The organism is Ruminococcus sp. AF31-8BH (assembly GCF_003460605.1).
GTDB classification, from domain to species: domain Bacteria; phylum Bacillota; class Clostridia; order Lachnospirales; family Lachnospiraceae; genus Blautia_A; species Blautia_A acetigignens.
Map to the genome: position 1 here is coordinate 57,258 of NZ_QTVN01000002.1, position 19,758 is coordinate 77,015.

The window sequence follows — 19,758 nt, forward strand, 5'->3', positions numbered from 1 at the left end:
GCGGATCGTTTACATGGAAAAAATACCTACTCCCGTCCATGCTCTTTTTTCCAGCGTGCAAGAAACTCCAGCTGTTCCTGGTCGGAAAGCTGCTGGGAATACGGATCGTTTCCCGCAGCCAGACAGCAGAAAAGTATCAAAACCTGTAATGCAAAAAACAAAATGATAAGTAATATCATACAATCCCTCCTTTTTGCCCCTGAGAGTAGTATTTGCAAATAATATCAATTTATACATTTTATGTCAGGAAAAAGAAAGATTGTATTTTATTTTTAAATAATGAAAGTTTAAGCCTGCTTCTTAGCGAGGAAGGACGTAAATGCTATGTGGCGGTCCATCCAGTCCCCTGCGATGCCCACTCCTTTTCCCATGGTGAAAGCGGCTGCTATCGTACCAACGCCAAGTCCTTTGATATGTCCAAGGCCGATTCCGGTAAGAAGGGCAGTGACAGCCAGACAAATGACGTCAAAGCTGATCTTGATCTTCGGGTAGGTGATGGAAGTGATCTGGGACAGCTCTCTTGGAAAAAGGTCTGTAGGCACGATTGGCATCTGGCAGCGGTTGGAAAGTGCGATCCCGATGCAGATCAGTATGTAGCTTGCCACAAAGTAAAGCACGCGCCAGCCGATGGCGGTAGGCAGAACATTGATCCACATTTCGTGCACATCCAGCAGCTCGCCGAACACAAATCCGACCACGAAGCTGAACAGGTACTGAGGAACAAATTTTTTGCGCAGGATCATCAGTGTCAGCACCAGAAGTCCCTGGAAAATATAGGTCCAGGTGCCAAGTGTGACTGCCGAAAATACGCAGGAAAATGCGTAGGGAACACTGGAGATCGCGGAGATTCCAGTTCCGGAATACAGCATCAGCACAACGCCGAAGCTGTTGATCGCAACTGCAACTAAGAGTGCAAGCTCGCCCCGAAAAACAGGGAGAGATTTTGATGTAGTTTGGGTATTCAAGACAAAAGCCTCCTGTTAAGTTTTTTGACAGAAAATAAGAGGAATATGTATGAATAGACATGTCCAATATTTCCTGCAAACGGTAATTATTATACTACGTATACATGAAAATACAATTGTGTTTTTATTGAAAACCCAATTTTATGGAAAAAAATGGAAAGAAAAATAAAGATGTTGTCAAAGCAACAGAATTTTGGGGGCAGCAGTGGTATAGTTACAGCATATTATGAAAAACTAATATATTAGGAAATTCATTTTCACTGAATCAGCTACAACAGGAGGTTTATACTATGGATAAGAGGTGGGGAAAATTAAGCGCTAAAAAGCCCTCCCTCGCCAATGAAAAATATTATCATTTAAATCTCTTGCCAACTCACTCTGATTAGTGTATACTAACCAAAGAGTTAGGAATAGCTAACCTAACGGTGTAAATCATTTGGACTCCTTTTTATTATGACAGAAAGACCGCTGGCATAATAAAAAAGGAGTTCCTTTGAAAAACGAAAGGAGTATACATACCATGGATTACTTAGAAATTGAGAAAGTCATTGGAAGAGAGATTATGGATTCCAGAGGAAACCCTACTGTAGAGGCTGAAGTTTACCTGGTAGACGGAACCATCGGCAGAGGAGCAGCACCAAGCGGTGCATCTACAGGAGAGTTCGAGGCTCTGGAGCTTAGAGATAATGATAAGAGCAGATACCTTGGAAAAGGCGTTACAAAAGCTGTTGAGAACATCAACACCTCCATTAACGATGTGATCGCAGGAATGGACGCATCTGACATTTATGCAATTGACAAAGCAATGATCAAGGCAGACGGAACAAAGGACAAATCCAACTTTGGCGCAAATGCCATCCTTGCTGTTTCCATCGCTTGCTGCCGTGCAGCTGCAGCCTCCCTTGACATTCCGCTTTACCGCTTCCTTGGCGGCATTTCCGGAAACCGTATGCCAGTGCCGATGATGAACATTGTAAACGGCGGCTGCCACGCACTTTCCTCCGGACTTGACGTTCAGGAGTTCATGATCATGCCGGTTGGTGCACCAAGCTTCAAAGAGTGCTTAAGATGGTGCGCAGAAGTGTTCCATGCACTTGCAGCAATCCTGAAATCCAGAGGACTTGCTACCTCCGTTGGTGATGAGGGCGGATTTGCTCCGGCATTAAAATCTGACGAAGAGGCCATTGAGACCATTCTCGAGGCTGTTAAGAATGCAGGCTATGAGCCAGGAAAAGACTTTATGATCGCTATGGACGCTGCTTCTTCTGAGTGGAAGACAGGCAAGCTTGGTGAGTACAAGCTTCCAAAGGCTGGTACTGTTTATACATCTGATGAGCTGATCGACCACTGGAAAAAGCTGGTTGACAAATACCCGATCATTTCCATCGAGGATGCCCTGGATGAGGAAGACTGGGAAGGCTGGAAGAAGCTTACCAAAGAACTTGGCGACAAGATTCAGCTGGTTGGCGATGACCTGTTTGTAACCAATACGGAGAGACTTTCCAAGGGTATTTCTCTTGGATGCGGAAACTCTATCCTGATCAAGCTGAATCAGATTGGTTCTGTTTCTGAGACCCTTGAGGCAATTAAGATGGCTCACAAGGCTGGATACACTGCAATTTCTTCCCATCGTTCCGGTGAGACTGAGGATACTACAATCGCAGACCTTGCAGTTGCCCTTAACACCTGCCAGATCAAGACTGGGGCTCCATCCAGAACAGAGCGTGTTGCCAAATACAACCAGCTTCTCCGCATTGAGGAAGAGCTCGGCGATGCAGCTGTTTACCCGGGAATGGGCGCATTCAATGTAAAAAGATAAAGAAAAGCTACGTATTCGATATACCTTCATATAATGCAAACAAAAAAACACCTCCTGCCAGGAAGCATATTTCCTGTCAGGAGGTATTTTAGCTTAATGCTATAAGAATACGTATTTCAGAATAAAGATAACAGCCAGTGCGTACATAAGACCGCTGATCTTTTTATCTTTTGCTTTTCCGGTACATACATTGATGATTACATAGGAGATAACGCCAAGTGCGATACCTTCGGAAATGCTGTACAGGAACGGCATTGCGATGATTGTGATAAATGCCGGAAGAGCTTCTGTAAGGTCATCAAAATCGATCTTTGTAACAGAAGTAAGCATCAAAAATCCAACCACGATCAGAGCCGGAGCAGTTGCAAATGATGGGATTGCAAGGAAGATCGGGGAAAGGAACAGGGAAAGGGCGAACAAAAGAGCGGATACTAAAGAGGTAAGACCTGTACGTCCGCCTTCTGCAACACCGGAAGCACTCTCAACAAATGTGGTAACAGTAGAAGTACCGCACATAGCACCAACTGTGGTACCAACTGCATCAGAGAGAAGAGCACCCTTAATCTTCGGAAGCTTGCCATCCTTATCCAGCATATCAGCCTTGGATGCAACACCGATCAAGGTTCCAAGTGTATCAAACATATCTACAAACAGGAACGCAAACATGATAACAACAAAATCCAGTGAGAACACCCCTGCGAAATCCATCTTCATAAAAGTAGGTGCCATGCTTGGTACGGAAATTCCGTTGGAGAAATCCGGGAGAAGGCTGAAGAAGCCAGCATCTGGATTTGGCACATAAAGTCCTACAAGCTGGCAGAGGATTCCAAGGATCCATGTAATCAGGATACCCCAAAGGATACCGCCCTTTACATTCTTAACAAGAAGAATGGCTGTGATAAGAACACCAAGAAGAGCCAGAAGAACAGTGATTCCCATGTAATTGAAGGAACCGTCTGCAAGAGAGCCCTTAAAGGAAAACATGCTTACCAGTGTGGAATCATTGTTTACAACGATTTTTGCGTTCTGCAGACCGATGAAGGCAATGAAAAGACCAATTCCTACGGAAACAGCATGCTTCAATGTCATAGGAATGGAGTTGAAGATCGCTTCACGCACGTTGGTAAGGGAAAGCAGAATGAAGATAATACCTTCTGCAAATACGGCAACCAGAGCCTGTTCCCAGGAATATCCCATGCCAAGGACTACGGTGTATGCAAAATAAGCATTCAGACCCATTCCAGGAGCAAGGACAAACGGATAATTGGATAACAGCGCCATCAGGCAGGTTGCGATAAAGGAAGACAGGGCAGTTGCGGTAAATACTGCGCCTCTATCCATTCCGGCTGCGGAAAGGATGTTCGGGTTGACTGCAAGAATGTAGGCCATGGTCATGAATGTGGTGATTCCAGCCATTACCTCAGTCTTCACGTCAGTTCGGTGTTCCTTCAGGTGAAAAAGTTTTTCTAGGTTCATAAATGTACCCCCTTCTTTTTACGGCACTTTGTGCCGGATTTTACATTTTAGTGTGCTTGTTAATATATTTCGCCTTATACTTAGAATATACAATAGTCTGATCTTTATACAGTCCGTAATATCCGGAAGCAGCATAGCTGATGGACACTGCGATCAGATAGAAAGAAACGCCCTTAAATCCAAACATTTCAAATGCGATCAGAATCGAAGTAATAGGGCAGTTGGTCACGCCGCAGAATACAGCCGCCATTCCGCAGGCTGCACAAAGAGACGGGGAGAGTCCCACAATCTGTCCCGCCATACATCCAAAGGTCGCTCCTACGCAAAAGGACGGCACGATTTCGCCTCCCCGGAAGCCTGCCCGCATAGTAAGTGCAGTAAGGATCATTTTCCAGAAGAAAGCCATGTAATCCGTCTCTCCGGTCTCAACAGCCTTCTCGATCAGCTCCGCGCCTGCGCCCATGTAATCCGTTGTTCCAAGAAGCAGTGTGATCACAATGACCAGAGCGGCACCAGCCACAACCCGGATGTATTTGTTTGGGAAAAATTTCCCATATAGTCTGGCTGTCTCATTTAAAATAATGCAGAATACAATGCTGATCACCGCGCATCCCAGTGCTGCCACGCCCATTTTCAGCCCGGTTTCCAGATTGAACGCCGGAATGTTCACCACATGGAAGGATTCCGGTGTAACACCCATGCCCGCTGCAAAACGGGAGGCAATCAAAGACGCGATCATACAGGGCATCAGCGCCGTATAGTACATTACTCCCACGCTGACCACTTCCATGGAGAAAACCGCTGCAGCCATAGGCGTGCCAAAAAGTGCGGAGAATGCGGCGCTCATACCGCACATCACGATCACATGACGGTCCTCCTCGTCCAGATGGATCCACCGTCCCAGAAGATTGGCAATGCTTCCTCCAAGCTGGATGGCTGCGCCTTCACGTCCTGCGGAACCTCCTGTCAGATGGGTCAGTGCAGTGGAAACAAAGATCAGCGGTCCGGAAAGCCAGGGCACATCGTCCTGGGAACGCACCGTGGAAAGCACCTGGTTGGTGCCCCCGTCGTCCTTGCCAAGCTTGTCATAAAGAAATACAATGCAAAGGCCGGAGAGCGGCAGCAGATAAAAAATACACTGATTGGCCTTGCGGTAACTGGTAACTGCCTTTAACACAAAGGAAAACAGTGTGCTGAATGCCCCTGCCACATAGCCTACGATGGCAGCAAGAATCAGCCATTTCAGCAGGTTTCCCATGTCACGGCGAATAGCGCTGGAGTAATAATGAAGCTTGTCCTCCGGTGTCTGTGTATTCTTTTCCATAAGTCTCTTTCATCCCCTTGTTATAAGTAATTTCATTATACTATATGTATGCAGAAAAAGCGACAAAAATTTTTGAGAATTTCAAAAATTGTCTATAAATTTGACGCAGATATGAAAATGCAAACATAATTTATTATAAGCTTTCTTTTTATTGGGGGAAATGATGGAAAAATCCTTTTATACGGGAAAAGGAGTCGGCGTTTGCATCCTGGATACCGGGATTTATGAGCATATAGATTTTGCAGGCAGGATCTGGGCGTTTTATGATTTTCTTTCTTTTAAAAGACGTCCTTATGACGACAACGGGCACGGCACTCATGTGGCAGGCCTGGCGGCAGGGGATGGCACTGCGTCCATGGGAAAATACAGGGGAGCGGCACCGGGATGCGGGATCATTGCCCTGAAGGTGTTGGACCGCTACGGAAACGGAAGCCAGGAGGACGTGCTGCGTGCCATCCGCTGGATCCGGGAGTACCGGCAGCAGTACCGAATTCGGGTGGTAAACATTTCCGTTGGCACCACCTGCAATTCCAAAAAGGATCATGTACGGCTTGTGGAAAGCGTGGAGCAGCTTTGGGATGAGGGCATGGTGGTGGTCACCGCGGCGGGCAACCAGGGTCCAAGGCCTGGCAGCATCACAGCACCAGGCAGCAGCAAAAAGGTGATCACAGTAGGCTCCAGCGACCTTCTGGAAGGGCGGAGCGCCATCTCCGGAAGAGGGCCTACCACAGAGTGCGTCTGCAAGCCAGATATCGTAGCGCCCGGAAACCGGATCATGTCCTGCGTCCCAGGCAAGCCGTTTTCCTACGGGGTGAAAAGCGGCACTTCCATGTCCACACCCCTGGTCACTGGCGCCATCGCCTGCGCCTTGGAAAAGGATCCCGCCCTTACCAACACGGATATCAAAACCATGCTGATGAACAGCGCAGACGACCTTGGCCTTCCCAGAAACCAGCAGGGCTGGGGACGGTTTAACCGCCGCCGTTTTCTTGGAATGTGAGGAGAATTGTACCGAGCCTGATAAAGAATTATCACTTTACAGTATAAAAGTACTTGACTGAATCACTTTAATTGAGTAAAATGGACAGCAAGTATAGTTTCAGAGCCGCTTTTTACAAAAGAAAAGTCAGGCTCCAGCCAACGAGGAGGAAATATCAATGGAAAACAGACGTGTTTCAATGAACCGCCACACTAATCTGCTTCAGTTAGAGGAGCATATGTACCCGCTTGTGGATGTTACCACTCCTAACGTATTCCGAAATCTTTTTCCATATTCCGAAGTACCGAAGATTGCGTTCAACGACAGGGTTGTACCGCATCATATGCCAGATGACATCTGGATCACAGACACCACATTCCGTGATGGACAGCAGTCCAGAGCACCGTACAGCACTGAGCAGATCGTAAGGATCTACGATTATCTGCATAAGCTTGGCGGACCGGAAGGAAGAATCCGTGCTTCCGAGTTTTTCCTTTACAGCAAAAAGGACAGGGATGCAGTAGAGAAATGTATGGAGAGAGGCTACGAGTTCCCGGAGGTTACCAGCTGGATCCGTGCCAACAAGAAAGACTTCCAGCTTGTCCGCGATATGGGTATGAGAGAAACCGGTATCCTGGTAAGCTGCTCTGATTATCATATTTTCTATAAGATGAAAATGACCCGTAAGCAGGCCATGGAGCATTATTTAAGCATTGTCAAGGAGTGCCTGGAAATCGGCGTTTCCGTGCGCTGCCACCTGGAGGACATTACAAGAGCAGATATCTACGGTTATGTCATCCCATTCTGCCTGGAGCTGATGAAGCTTCGCCAGCAGTACGGCATTCCGGTTAAGGTTCGCTGCTGCGATACCATGGGCTACGGCGTCAACTATCCTGGTGCCGTGATCCCACGTTCCGTACCTGGTATTATCTATGGTATTATGGTTCATGCGGGCGTGCCTTCCGAGCTGATCGAGTGGCACGGACACAATGATTTCTACAAGGCAGTGAGCAACTCCACCACAGCATGGCTGTACGGTGCCTGCGGCGTCAACACTTCCTTATTTGGTATTGGCGAGCGTACCGGAAATACACCTCTTGAGGCTATGGTATTTGAGTATGCACAGCTTCGCGGAAACCTTGGCGGCATGGATACCACGGTGATCACCGAGCTGGCAGAGTACTATGAGAAAGAGATCGGCTACCACATTCCGGAGAGAACACCTTTCGTAGGCAAGAACTTCAACGTAACAAGAGCCGGCATCCACGCAGACGGTCTTCTGAAAAACGAGGAAATCTACAACGTATTTGACACTGAGAAATTCCTGAACCGCCCGGTTGAGGTCGCCGTATCCAACACCTCCGGAGCAGCAGGAATCGCCCACTGGATCGACAGCCACTACCGCCTGAAAGGGGAGCAGAAGGTTGACAAGAACAGCGAGCTCGTGAAGATGATCAAAGCCTGGGTAGACAAACAGTACGAGGAAGGACGTGTGACCGTGCTCTGCGACGAGGAGCTTGAGAACATCGTGGCAGAGACTTGCACACGCCTTGGAATTACGTTAAAATAAAATGAAATGAGTGTCAAAAAGGCTTTTGCCACTCATTTGATACCCCGGATTGCTCCGCCGCTATGCGGCTCCCGCAATCCTCCAAATATGAGAAATCCGCTGATTTACTACGTAAATCGCTACTTTCTCATATTTGGCGTGTCGCAAGTTCAAACGCCTTATCGTGCAAGCACGAACGGCTTTTTGACCTTTTGACACTGGTATCATTAAATTACACTTCATATTTAGGAGGATATAATGGGAAAAATTCAGATGCAGACCCCTCTTGTTGAGATGGACGGGGATGAGATGACCAGAATTCTGTGGCAGATGATCAAGGATGAGCTTCTTCTTCCTTTTGTAGATCTGAAGACAGAGTATTATGATCTTGGACTGGAATACAGAAATGAGACAGACGACCAGGTTACCGTAGACGCAGCAGAAGCCACCAAGAAATACGGCGTAGCAGTCAAATGCGCGACCATCACCCCCAACAAGGCCAGAATGTCTGAGTATGACCTGAAGAAAATGTATAAAAGCCCCAACGGAACCATCCGTGCTATCTTAGACGGAACTGTTTTCCGTGCACCCATCGTGGTAAAGGGCATTGAGCCATGCGTCAAGAACTGGAAGAAGCCAATTACCATTGCACGTCACGCTTACGGTGATGTTTACAAGAACACAGAAATGTACATCGACAAGCCAGGAGATGCCATGCTGGTATTTAAAGGAGCAGACGGCGAGGAGAGAAGCGAGCTGATCCATCACTTTTACGCTCCGGGTGTGATCCAGGGCGTTCACAACCTTGACAAATCCATTGAAAGCTTTGCAAGATGCTGCTTTAACTACGCACTGGATACCAAACAGGATTTGTGGTTCGGCGGCAAGGATACCATCTCCAAGACCTACGATGGCAGATTTAAAGAGATTTTCCATGACATCTTCGAGGCAGAGTTCAAGGAGAAATTCCAGGCAGCAGGCATCACTTTCTTCTACAGCCTGATCGATGACGTAGTTGCCCGTGTTATGAAAGCAGAGGGCGGATTTATCTGGGCATGCAAGAACTATGACGGAGATGTTATGAGCGACATGATCTCCTCCGCATTTGGTTCCCTTGCCATGATGACCTCTGTTCTGGTTTCCCCGGACGGCTACTATGAGTATGAGGCTGCACATGGAACTGTTCAGAGACATTATTACCGTTATCTGAAGGGAGAGGAAACCTCCACCAACTCCGTTGCCACTATCTTTGCGTGGACAGGAGCACTTAGAAAGCGTGGAGAGCTGGACAATAACAAGGAGCTTATGGAGTTTGCCGATAAGCTTGAGAAGGCAACCCTTTCCGTGATTGAAGGCGGTCAGATGACCAAGGATCTGGCACTTATTACTACCTTAAAGGATGTAAAGGTTCTCAACAGCCGCGAATTTATTGTGGCAATCAGAGAGAAGCTTGAGAATATGTAAAAAGAAAACAGGAGCAGCTTTGGAAAATGAATTCCAATTCTGCTCCTGCTTTTCTTTGTATAAAAGGAGACTGGCAGTTTTACGCCAGCTCCTCCCATCTCTCATAAAGCCCTTCCAGTTCTTCTGCAATTGCCGCTTTTTCCCTGCTTAATTTGGTGCATTCGGCTACATTGGTACAAACATCCGGAAGAACCATAGTCTCGTCAATTTCCTTGTCCCTGGTTTCCAGCTCCTCAATGCGAGCCTCCACCTTCTTAAGCTCATTCTCACGCTTACGCTTTAGAGCCTGCTCCTCTTTTTGCTGTTGCCAGGTCAGCTTGGTTTCAGAAACCGCTTCCTTTATCTCTTGTGCAGCAGTTTCCTGTGCAGGAGCATAGATCTGGGTCATTTCATCCTTCTTTTCCAGATAGTAATCGTAATCCCCAATGTAATTTACAATGGCCTGATTGGTCAGATCCATGATCCTGGTAGCTGTCTGGTTAATAAAATAACGGTCATGGGAAACATACAGCACCGTACCGGTATAGCTGTTCAGTGCCTCCTCAAGGATCTCCTTGGAAGCAATATCCAGATGGTTGGTAGGCTCATCCAGGATCAGGAAGTTCGCCTCGGAAAGCATAAGCTTGGCAAGGGAAACACGACCACGCTCGCCACCGGATAAAGAAGAAATCAGCTTAAACACATCATCCCCTGTGAAAAGGAAGGCTGCAAGCATATTGCGGATTTCTGTCTCAGTCAGAGTCGGATAGGTGTCAGAAATCTCCTGGAAAATAGTTTTCTCCATATGAAGCACATGGTGCTCCTGATCATAGTATCCGATCTGCACCTTGGAGCCAAGGGCAAAACGACCTGCATCAGCCTCCACGATTCCGTTGAGAATCTTCAAAATGGTGGTCTTGCCAGTTCCGTTGTTTCCAATAAGAGCCACACGCTCTCCACGCTTGATCTCAAAGCTGATATCCGTAAACAGGATCTGTCCCGGGAATGCCTTGGAAAGACCTTCTACAGTAAGCACATCATTTCCGCTGATAAATCTTGGTTCCAGGGAAATGCGCATCTGGTTGTCAATTTCAACAGGCTTTTCGATCCTCTGGATCTTATCCAGCATTTTCACACGGCTCTCTGCTCGCTTAATGGATTTCTCCCGGTTAAAGGAGCGCAGCTTTGTGATAACTGCTTCCTGATGCTTGATTTCACGCTGCTGGTTCAGATAGGCCTTGTACTGGGCATCGCGAAGCATGGCCTTCTTAAGGGCGTAGGCGGAATAATTGCCATCGTACATGCGCATCTGTCCGGCTTCGATCTCCACGATTTTGGTAACCACCTTATCCAGGAAATAACGGTCGTGGGAAACGATAAATACGGCTCCTGGATAGTTGAGAAGATAGGTTTCCAGCCAGGCAATGCTCTCCATATCCAGATGGTTGGTAGGCTCATCCAGAAGCAGGATGTCCGGCTTGGAAATCAGAAGCTTGCCAAGAGCCACACGGGTTTTCTGACCACCTGAAAGGTTCTCAATCTGCTTGCTGTAATCCTCTTCCTCAAAGCCAAGACCCTTAAGCACGCCTACGATCTCGCTTTTGTAGGCGTAGCCGTTCTCCAGCTCGAACTGATGGGTCAGACGGGTATAGCTGTTCATAAGGCTCTCCAGCTTTTCTCCGGCCACATATTTCATTTCCTGCTCAAGGGTACGGATCTTCTCCTCCATATCCAGAATGTACTGCTTGGTGGTCAACAGCTCTTCGTAGATGGTGTGATGGCCGTGAATGTCCTGATACTGGGCAAGATAGCCGATCTTTTTGTCCTTTGCAATAACCACATTACCGGAATCTGCGGAAATCTCCTGCATGATAATGCGAAGGAGAGTGGTCTTTCCGGCACCGTTATTGCCGATCAGGGCAGCCTTTTCCCGTTCTTCTATGTGAAAAGAGGCATCCTGCAAAATGACCTTCTCCCCAAAGGATTTGCAGATGCTCTGACATGATAAAATCATAAGTTCCTCCTTAACTGTAGGTGCTGGATGTGGGCAGATATAATCATTCCTGCCGTCATCCAGACCCTTATTCTTAATATTATACTTGAAATCCTGCATTTTTGAAAGAATAATTGTCGAATTACAAAAAAATATGCAAAAATTTGTAAGACTGCACAAGTAATCCCATGAAAGCACTGAAAAATATAGCATTTCTGCATTTTCTGCTTATTACAAACTTATCGCCATTTATCGTAAAATATCGTATTTTGATGTTAAATTGGTGTAGTAATTGGTACAGTAACGGAAAATCAGATAGCTTTTATGCTCTTTTTTTGTCCTTTTTTCTAAATTACACATGAAGTTTATGTGATAGGCAAAAAGTTATCTATGAGAAAATTAGCTTTAAGCGATGAAAATTTGTATAAACAAAAAGTTACACAAAATATAAGCACATTTAGAAATATAATATTAGCAATAATTGTATGTACTGAAGATAGGTAGGTCTGTTTAGGATTGCCCTTTATAGAATTAGAAATTGAAGAATTTCCACCTGTTTTTATAGGGAGACATTAATTATGGAAAATCTAAATGCTTTTCTTTGACACAGTTTATCGCGCAAACCTATGGGATTATGCCAGGGTACCACATGAATAAGGCGCATTGGATATCTGTGATATTAGATTGCTCTGTTGGAGATGGTAAAACGCTGGATTTTTTAGATATGAGTTATGATTTAACTGATACGGGAAGAAAATAATTTTTTTAAATACCCTTTAGGAATAGAAATAAACCTAAAGGGTATTTTCCTCTTAAGCGACATACAAGGGAGGGTTTGGTAGTTTCTATCTTAAGAGGGAAGCTTCCTGGTTGCAGTAAATACATCTGTATTTTCCACTGGAGGACAATTTAAAGATGTGCTCACAGTTTGCTTCCGTACTGGTAATGCAGCGGGGATTTTTGCATTTGATTACATTTTTTAAGGTTCTTGGCGGAACAGGGTGGTATTTTTTTACCACCTTTCCATCACAGATCACGATCAATGTGACACCCTCATTTAAGTAACCAAGGACTTCAAGACGCTTAGGCTCTGTAAGTCCTTCTATTTTAATCAGATCTTTACAGCCATATTTTTCACTTCTTACCGACTGCAGAAGAGCAACGGACTGCTTCTGGGAGTCCAGTTCCAGGAGCTTGTAAATATCCATTCCTTTTCCAGCCGGGATATGGTCGATCACAATTCCGTTTTGGATAGATTCAATCTTTAACATTACAGCACCGTCCTTCCTGTCAGCGGATCCGGGACTTCAAGCAGAGCCATGATCAATGCCATACGGATATATTTTCCGTTCTGCACCTGGTCAAAATAAGCGGCTCTTGGATCCTGGTCCACGTCTGTGGCAATTTCGTCCACCCTTGGGAGAGGATGGAGAACCGGCATATCCGGCTGTGCCAGATTTAACTTTTCCTGGTTCAAAATATAGGTATCCTTTAACCGGACATAATCTTCCTCGTTAAAGAAACGCTCTTTTTGAACCCTTGTCATATAGAGCACGTCCAGCTTTGGAAGGGTTTCCTCCAGACTGGTGACTTCTTTGTAAAAAGACTGGTTTGGCTTTAACGTTTCTTCAACTACGTAATCCGGAATCTTAAGCTCCTCCGGGGAGATGAAGTAGAACTCATTTCCAGGATGACGTACCAGGCTGTTTACCAGGGAATGCACGGTTCGTCCAAATTTCAGGTCACCGCAAAAGCCTACTGTTAAATGATCCAGATGCCCTTTTCTCTGGCGGATGGTCATAAGATCAATCAGTGTCTGGGTAGGATGGTTATGTCCTCCATCACCGGCATTGATAACAGGTACTGTGGCGTACATGGATGCGCGAAGGGGTGCACCTTCCTTGGGATGGCGCATTGCAATGATATCTGCATAGCAGCTTACCACCCGAGCGGTATCCGCTACCGTTTCTCCTTTTGTGGCACTGGACTGTTCAGCCCCGGCAAAGCCAAGGGCTTTTCCGCCAAGGCTTAGCATGGCAGATTCAAAGGAAAGACGGGTTCTGGTACTTGGCTCATAAAAAAGAGTGGCAATCTTTTTCCCATCTGCCACATGGCTGTACACTTCCGGATTTTCTGCAATGCGGTCTGCCAAATCCAGAACTTTTGTAGTTTCTTCAAGGGTAAAATCAAGTGGATCGATCAAATGTCTCATAACCAGGCTCCTTTTGTTAAAAACTGATCCCGTCTGGCTCCGACGGAAATAAACTGGATCTCATGGTTCAAAAGCTGTTCCAGAATACGGATGTAGGATTTGGCCTTCTCCGGAAGCTCATCATAAGTCCGGCAGCTGGAAATATCGCAATCCCAGCCCGGGAGCATTTCTATTACCGGCGTATAACTTTCCAGTTCCTCCATAGGATCAAAGTCCATTACTATAACTCCATCCTGTTTGTAGCCTGTAATCACAGGAATCTCTTTCATGGAACTTAACACATCCATTTTGGTCAGTGCAATTATATCTGCATTCTGGCATTTTAATCCATAACGGCTGGCTACGGCATCAAAGGGCCCAACCCTGCGGGGACGGCCTGTGGCAGCACCATATTCGCCGCCCGCTTTTCGAAGCTCTTCTTCCCAGGCATCGGACATTGCTTTTTCTGCTACAAAGGGACCGGCACCAACACAGGTAGAATATGCTTTTAAAACGCCCACCACATGATCCAGGGATTTTCCTGGAATTCCGGCACCGATAGGGCCATAGGCAGAAATGGTAGAGGAACTTGAGGTATAGGGGAAAATACCATAATCAATATCCCTCATGGCGCCAAGCTGGGCTTCCAGCACTACCTTTTTGTCCTCTGACAGTGCCTGTTCCAGAAACTCACCCGTGTCTGCAATATAGGGACCAAAGAGTTCAGCCTGTTCCTCACACCAGGTAAGAAGTGCAGGGTAGGACATGGGCTCCTGATGGTAGCAGCCTGCAAGCTCCAGGTTCTTTGCCTCCAGCATGGTTTTTAATCTGGCTTTTACGGAATCCTCTTTTAAATGCAGCAGATCCCCAAGACGAAGGGTTTTCTTACGGTACTTGTCACTGTAGGCATAGGCGATTCCACGGCGGGTAGAGCCAAAGGCGCTGTCGGTTTTTGCCAGCCGGTTTTCTTCTAACTCATCCTGTACCTTGTGCCATGGCATGGAGATCGTGGCACGCTTTGAAAGCTTCAGATGATCCGGTGTAACCCGGATTCCTTTTTTCTCTATTTCATGGATTTCCCGGGAAAGATGTTCCAGATCGACTACCATTCCGTCCCCGAGGACACATACCACACCTGGATGTAAGATACCAGATGGGAGAAGATTTAAGACAAATTTACCCTGGTCGGTGACCACTGTGTGACCTGCGTTGTTGCCGCCCTGGTAGCGGACGACCACATCTGCCTGCTCCGCTAAAAGATCGATCACACGTCCTTTTCCTTCATCGCCCCAGTTAATACCGGTTACTGCTGTAAGCATTTGTTCCTCCTTTGAAAACTGTCCGGGCTGCCATATTACAATGAACAGCTTTTGGCCCCGTCACAGTGTTCTTTTTTATTCGGGTACATAATACGCTTGACGCAGGAATAAGTAAAAACTATAATTGATATAGTTGGAATAAACATATGATATGTCAAAAGAAAAGGAAAAATATTATGGACGTAAATTTCGAATATTACAAAATTTTTTATTATGTGGCAAAATACCACAACTTTACCAAGGCAGCCCAGGCTTTAAACAACAGCCAGCCTAACATCACCCGGGCCATGAACTGTCTGGAACAGCAGCTGAATACCACTTTATTTATCCGTACTAACCGTGGGGTACAGCTTACCCCGGAAGGAGAACGGCTTTATACCCATGTGCTTGGTGCAATGGAGCAGTTCCAGGCTGCAGAAGAGGAGCTGGCGGACAGCTCCGGGCTTTCCCACGGAAGTGTAGCCATTGGCGCCAGTGAAACTGCCCTGAATATTTTTCTGTTAGACAAATTAAAAAACTTCCATATGACTTATCCGGGAATCCGGCTGAAGCTTTATAACCATTCTACCCCGGAAGCCATTGAATCCGTAAAAAGTGGAAAGATCGATTTTGCAGTAGTTTCCACTCCGGCAGAGGTGGATTCCCCGTTGAAACAGATCATGCTCATGCCCTTCCAGGAGATCCTGGTTGGCGGTACCACGTTTACCGCCCTTGGAAGCCAGGAGCTTTCCCTTCGGGAGGTAAAGAACTATCCGCTGATTTCTCTTGGACGGGAAACTATGACCTATAAATTTTACAACAGTGTATTTTTATCCCATGGCCTGGATCTTTCCCCGGATACGGAAGCCGCCACTGCGGACCAGATCCTGCCGCTGGTAAAATGTGAACTTGGCCTTGCCTTTTTGCCCCAGCCAATGGCAGCCCCATCCCTTCTGAAAAAAGAAATCGTACAGATCCCACTAAAAGACGAAATCCCGGAGCGTCAGATCTGTCTGGTGTATGACAGCCAGCATCCTATGGGCGCTGCGGCAAGGGAATTAAAAAACACAATTGTAGCTGGGCGGGTTTAAAACCAGCGTATGGAGAAAATTTTAGTGAGTTGTAAAAAACTTGGAGGAGGTATCCTATGGATTACATCAAAGAAGCAAAAAAACTTGGGTTTTCAAATGCGGCAATCATGGATACACAAAAACTTGTGTTCAAACCGGAATATCGAAAGTTTTGTGAAGAAAATCAGTGTGGATGTTACAACGTGAATCCCGCCTGTCCACCTGAATGCGGAACAGTAGAATCTATGAAACAAAGGGTATTCGCCTATGAAAAAGCGCTTATTCTCCAGACGATACAAAACAAGGATATGGACTACAAAATGGCGAAGCTTGCGCACAATAAACTCACCGAACAGCTGGCCTCTAAAATAATGGAATCTGGAAATACAGACCTGCTAATCATGTCCGCTGGTCCTTACAGGCACCATTCCTGCATGTCCGCCTACTGTGTTGATGCCCAGGAAATGGCAGATGCGGTGGGAATGATCTGCTGGGGGACCGATGATAAGATACGGTATTTTTCACAAATTTTATTTCATGGAAACTTGTAATGGAAAACACATACAACGGTCAATGATATGGCAGACATAAAAATATGATATGAAAGAGAAAACTTTCATTCTATTGCGGTATGACTATAACAATGCTATAATCCCTCCTGAAAAGAGATAAGTACAGCTCTCATCATGATCCAAACAGAAAAAGAGGCGTTTTAGTATGAAAACAGTTTTACCAAGAGAACATGCTGTAGAAGATATTTTTTCCAAAATCCTGGCTTCCCCGGAGGCATCAAGAAGACTTCGTGAAGTGTTTTACCAGTATCTGGATGATGAACATATGCTGGTGGATGAGGATCCGGACCACTTTTTGCAGGTACTCTTTCACGCTTACCAGAACGGGGATGTAAGTGCCCTTCTTCTGGAATTGTGCGGAAAAAGTATGTTTGATCTGCTCCGCGAAGCCTATCTGATCCCAAGAAAATTCCACGGAAAGGCAGGAGAGAATCCGGTCCTTCTTACCAATGTGGAAGGAGAGCTTCTTAAAGATGCTGGAAAGATGGTTTCCGCCCATGACTATGGAAAATTTAAGGAAACCTTTGACCGGCATGAATGTGTACCAAGATCCAGACTTTACCTGGCAGATGGATATGACATTGTACGCTCTTACACGGATGGGCTGGAAATTAAAGAGGAAAAAGAAGAGCGCCAGCGTGGGATTTTAATCCTCTATGCACTTCCGGATACCTGCAAGCTGGGGCTTACAGAGGCGCAGGCCTATGCGGTTGTATGGAAGACTTTCCAGGAGATCCAGCAGGCAGCACCCCGTGCAGTGGTTTTTTATGGACAGGAGACCGGCGTAAAAAAAGAAAATCCAGAGAAACCCTTTGATGAACTTGGCGTTTTGCTTCCCATCCATGAATTTGAAAAGAAAATGCTCCAGCATATGGAGGAAATTGACGGGATCGTCCTTGCCTGCAGGGAGCGGATGATGGAACTTGCAGGAAATGACAGCCTGAAATTATAAAGGGACTTTTCGGAAGGAAGTGGGCTTATGCAGCCAGAGATGGTCAGAAAAAATCATATGGACGTGGAGTGGCATGAATACACCGATGCAAATGGCCAAAATACCCCCGTTATAAATGCAAGCATCACCGAAAAGGCTTCCATTATCGGACGTGTGGGGATCATGTTTTTATCCTGTGGGACTGGAGCCTGGAGGGTCCGAAGCTCCATGAATGCCCTGGCCGAAGCAATGGGAATTACCTGTACCGCAGATATCGGACTGATGTCCATTGAGTACACCTGTTTTGACGGGGAAAACGGCTTTACCCAGTCTTTATGCCTTACCAATACAGGGGTGAATACGTCAAAGCTGAACCGGCTGGAGCATTTTATCCGTAACTTTGAAACAGAGGGAAAAAACATGTCCGGGGAAGAGCTTCACAGCTATCTGGATGAGATTGAAAGGATCCATGGCCTTTATTCCCCGGCAGCCCTGGGACTGGCTGCCGCCATTGCATGCTGTGGATTTACCTTTCTTTTAGGCGGAGGACCAGTAGAGATGTTTTGTGCTTTTATTGGAGCAGGACTTGGAAATTTCCTTCGCTGCAAGCTGACCAAGCATCATTTTACTTTGTTTCTGGGTATTGTTACATCTGTCTCCCTGGCATGCTTTGTATATGCAGGATTATTAAAATTAGGGGAAATCCTGTTTGGGATTTCCATTCAGCATGAAGCAGGATATATCTGTGCCATGCTTTTTATCATCCCTGGCTTCCCCTTTATTACCAGCGGAATCGACCTGGCAAAGCTGGATATGCGTTCTGGTATGGAAAGGCTTACTTATGCACTGATTATTGTCCTGGTAGCCACTATGTCTGCCTGGATCATGGCCATGCTTCTTCACTTACAGCCGGTGGATTTTATAAAGATCCATATGTCTGCTGCAATGTGGATTCTCACACGGCTTATTGCAAGCTTTTTCGGCGTGTTAGGTTTCTCCATCATGTTTAACAGTCCGGTAAGGCTTGCCTGTTCTACGGCAGTACTTGGTGCAATTGCAAATACCCTGCGGCTGGAGCTTGTGGATCTCGCCACCTTACCTCCGGCAGTGGCCGCATTTATCGGAGCTCTGACAGCTGGGCTTCTGGCCTCCCTTCTGAAAAATAAGGTGGGCTATCCAAGGATTTCCGTGACAGTGCCTTCTATTGTGATCATGGTACCGGGGCTTTATTTATACCGTGGATTTTATAACCTTGGAATCATGTCCTTATCCCTTTCCGCATCCTGGTTTGCAGCTGCGCTTCTGATCATTGCAGCACTTCCGCTGGGACTGATCTTTGCAAGGATTTTGACAGATAAGGCGTTTCGGTATTGTACCTGACTTGAATTGCAAACAGGTGCAAGCTGCTAAACCGGTCCGGCAAAAGGAGGTGGCTGATATGTTAAGTATGATTTCCTATGCTGAAGAAAACGGCGAAAAAAAGGCGAAAACCGCTTAGGGACGCTTATGAATATGATAGAGAAGTATATTGCGGATAAAATAACATCTTTATGTGAAAAGCGTGATATCAGTAAATACAGATTATCACAGTTTTTTCAGGAAGGTAATTCGGAGAATCTGACAGAAAAACAGAAAGAAGTTCTAAGGGTTTGAAAAATCATTCCTGCAATCTGCACGCCCCACTTTGCGGTATATTTCACCCGAATTCGGCCTACGTAGTCCGGATGTTTTCCTTGTGCAAAGCGGAGTAAGGGGGTATAATAAAATCAGTTTTTTGTATAATTTTAAAAGCTATAATAAGGAAATCGGCAAACCAGATGAAAATTTGGGACGCAAAGCTACAGGACCTGTAAAATGGTAGCCAGTTGCATAAAGTGAGGTGCACTGTCTGTTTGGCAGTGCTTTTATTATAACATGAATTATTAATAGTACATGATAGGTAATTGCGAAACAAGTTCGCAATCCTGATTAAAAAGCGGTAAGAATCCTGCAACGCAGAATTCTTAAGATGAAAAGTAGGTGCTTTTAAATTTAGACATGACTAAAAGACTTCCCAGATAAACTGCGAAGTCATGAGATGGATGCTTTTGTATCTCTGGAGGAATCCATCTGGTCTGAATAGGGAATATCTTCGGTTACTACTATTGG

The 19,758-nt window shown here is 46.0% G+C and carries 17 protein-coding genes, 1 pseudogene and 1 riboswitch; of the genes and pseudogenes, 9 read left to right on the forward strand and 9 right to left on the reverse strand.

Annotated features, from left to right (window positions below; genetic code table 11):
* Positions 1-26: 26 nt before the first annotated feature.
* Positions 27-179: a hypothetical protein gene (locus DWZ38_RS22055; RefSeq protein ID WP_021924544.1), complete on the reverse strand. Its 153-nt coding sequence runs from the start codon at positions 177-179 to the stop codon at positions 27-29.
* Positions 180-287: 108 nt separating this feature from the next.
* On the reverse strand, positions 288-965 hold the full coding sequence (locus DWZ38_RS02635) for a DUF6198 family protein (RefSeq protein ID WP_117849735.1): 678 nt from the start codon (positions 963-965) through the stop codon (positions 288-290).
* A gap of 520 nt (positions 966-1,485) precedes the next feature.
* Between DWZ38_RS02635 and eno the strand changes: the two genes are divergently transcribed.
* Positions 1,486-2,784, forward strand: a complete 1,299-nt coding sequence (gene eno, locus DWZ38_RS02640) for a phosphopyruvate hydratase (protein WP_021924542.1) — start codon at positions 1,486-1,488, stop codon at positions 2,782-2,784.
* A gap of 99 nt (positions 2,785-2,883) precedes the next feature.
* Here the strand turns inward: eno and DWZ38_RS02645 are convergent, their stop codons facing one another.
* Positions 2,884-4,260: an NCS2 family permease gene (locus tag DWZ38_RS02645; RefSeq protein ID WP_021924541.1), complete on the reverse strand. Its 1,377-nt coding sequence runs from the start codon at positions 4,258-4,260 to the stop codon at positions 2,884-2,886.
* Between the two features lie 40 nt (positions 4,261-4,300).
* On the reverse strand, positions 4,301-5,584 hold the full coding sequence (locus tag DWZ38_RS02650) for a chloride channel protein (protein ID WP_117849738.1): 1,284 nt from the start codon (positions 5,582-5,584) through the stop codon (positions 4,301-4,303).
* A gap of 160 nt (positions 5,585-5,744) precedes the next feature.
* Between DWZ38_RS02650 and DWZ38_RS02655 the strand changes: the two genes are divergently transcribed.
* The 3 genes from DWZ38_RS02655 (at position 5,745) to DWZ38_RS02665 (ending at position 9,576) form a co-directional block, all read left to right on the forward strand.
* Positions 5,745-6,584: a S8 family peptidase gene (locus DWZ38_RS02655; protein ID WP_243000148.1), complete on the forward strand. Its 840-nt coding sequence runs from the start codon at positions 5,745-5,747 to the stop codon at positions 6,582-6,584.
* A 157-nt stretch (positions 6,585-6,741) separates the two neighbouring features.
* The gene (locus DWZ38_RS02660; protein ID WP_021924538.1) at positions 6,742-8,133 is read left to right on the forward strand and encodes a hypothetical protein; all 1,392 of its coding nucleotides are present in this window, start codon (positions 6,742-6,744) and stop codon (positions 8,131-8,133) included.
* Between the two features lie 237 nt (positions 8,134-8,370).
* Positions 8,371-9,576, forward strand: a complete 1,206-nt coding sequence (locus DWZ38_RS02665) for an NADP-dependent isocitrate dehydrogenase (protein ID WP_117849741.1) — start codon at positions 8,371-8,373, stop codon at positions 9,574-9,576.
* A gap of 79 nt (positions 9,577-9,655) precedes the next feature.
* Here DWZ38_RS02665 and abc-f read toward each other — a convergent pair whose 3' ends face one another.
* Positions 9,656-11,569, reverse strand: a complete 1,914-nt coding sequence (gene abc-f, locus DWZ38_RS02670) for a ribosomal protection-like ABC-F family protein (protein ID WP_117849743.1) — start codon at positions 11,567-11,569, stop codon at positions 9,656-9,658.
* Positions 11,570-12,149: 580 nt separating this feature from the next.
* Here abc-f and DWZ38_RS22645 point away from each other — a divergent pair.
* Positions 12,150-12,308 (forward strand): MmcQ/YjbR family DNA-binding protein, encoded by a 159-nt coding sequence (locus DWZ38_RS22645; RefSeq protein ID WP_330385697.1) that lies wholly within the window; start codon positions 12,150-12,152, stop codon positions 12,306-12,308.
* 85 nt (positions 12,309-12,393) lie between these two features.
* On the opposite strand, the gene DWZ38_RS02680 is transcribed toward DWZ38_RS22645, so the two are convergent.
* From DWZ38_RS02680 to DWZ38_RS02690, 3 genes are read right to left on the reverse strand one after another with little or no spacing between them, the layout of a single operon-like run.
* Positions 12,394-12,819: an aspartate carbamoyltransferase regulatory subunit gene (locus DWZ38_RS02680; RefSeq protein ID WP_117849746.1), complete on the reverse strand. Its 426-nt coding sequence runs from the start codon at positions 12,817-12,819 to the stop codon at positions 12,394-12,396.
* Positions 12,819-13,760 carry an aspartate carbamoyltransferase gene (gene pyrB / locus DWZ38_RS02685; RefSeq protein ID WP_117849748.1) on the reverse strand — a complete coding sequence of 314 codons (942 nt, stop codon included), beginning with the start codon at positions 13,758-13,760 and terminating at the stop codon, positions 12,819-12,821. The genes DWZ38_RS02680 and pyrB overlap by 1 nt, the downstream gene beginning before the upstream one ends.
* On the reverse strand, positions 13,757-15,058 hold the full coding sequence (locus DWZ38_RS02690; protein WP_117849750.1) for an adenylosuccinate synthase: 1,302 nt from the start codon (positions 15,056-15,058) through the stop codon (positions 13,757-13,759). Before DWZ38_RS02690 ends, pyrB begins: the two co-directional genes overlap by 4 nt.
* A gap of 176 nt (positions 15,059-15,234) precedes the next feature.
* Here DWZ38_RS02690 and DWZ38_RS02695 point away from each other — a divergent pair, with 176 nt between their 5' ends.
* From DWZ38_RS02695 to DWZ38_RS02710, 4 genes are all read left to right on the forward strand, one after another.
* Positions 15,235-16,128 (forward strand): LysR family transcriptional regulator, encoded by an 894-nt coding sequence (locus DWZ38_RS02695; protein ID WP_117849752.1) that lies wholly within the window; start codon positions 15,235-15,237, stop codon positions 16,126-16,128.
* 56 nt (positions 16,129-16,184) lie between these two features.
* Positions 16,185-16,658, forward strand: a complete 474-nt coding sequence (locus DWZ38_RS02700; RefSeq protein WP_117849756.1) for a DUF2284 domain-containing protein — start codon at positions 16,185-16,187, stop codon at positions 16,656-16,658.
* Positions 16,659-16,824: 166 nt separating this feature from the next.
* On the forward strand, positions 16,825-17,631 hold the full coding sequence (locus DWZ38_RS02705; RefSeq protein WP_117849759.1) for a DUF4866 domain-containing protein: 807 nt from the start codon (positions 16,825-16,827) through the stop codon (positions 17,629-17,631).
* A gap of 27 nt (positions 17,632-17,658) precedes the next feature.
* Entirely contained in the window at positions 17,659-18,990 is a 1,332-nt protein-coding gene (locus DWZ38_RS02710) for a threonine/serine exporter family protein (protein ID WP_117849762.1), read from the forward strand.
* Positions 18,991-19,205: 215 nt separating this feature from the next.
* Here DWZ38_RS02710 and DWZ38_RS23250 read toward each other — a convergent pair.
* Positions 19,206-19,319: pseudogene (locus tag DWZ38_RS23250) on the reverse strand (DUF6783 domain-containing protein); the annotation flags it as partial.
* A gap of 88 nt (positions 19,320-19,407) precedes the next feature.
* Positions 19,408-19,483: riboswitch (cyclic di-GMP riboswitch) on the forward strand.
* Positions 19,484-19,758 lie beyond the last annotated feature (275 nt).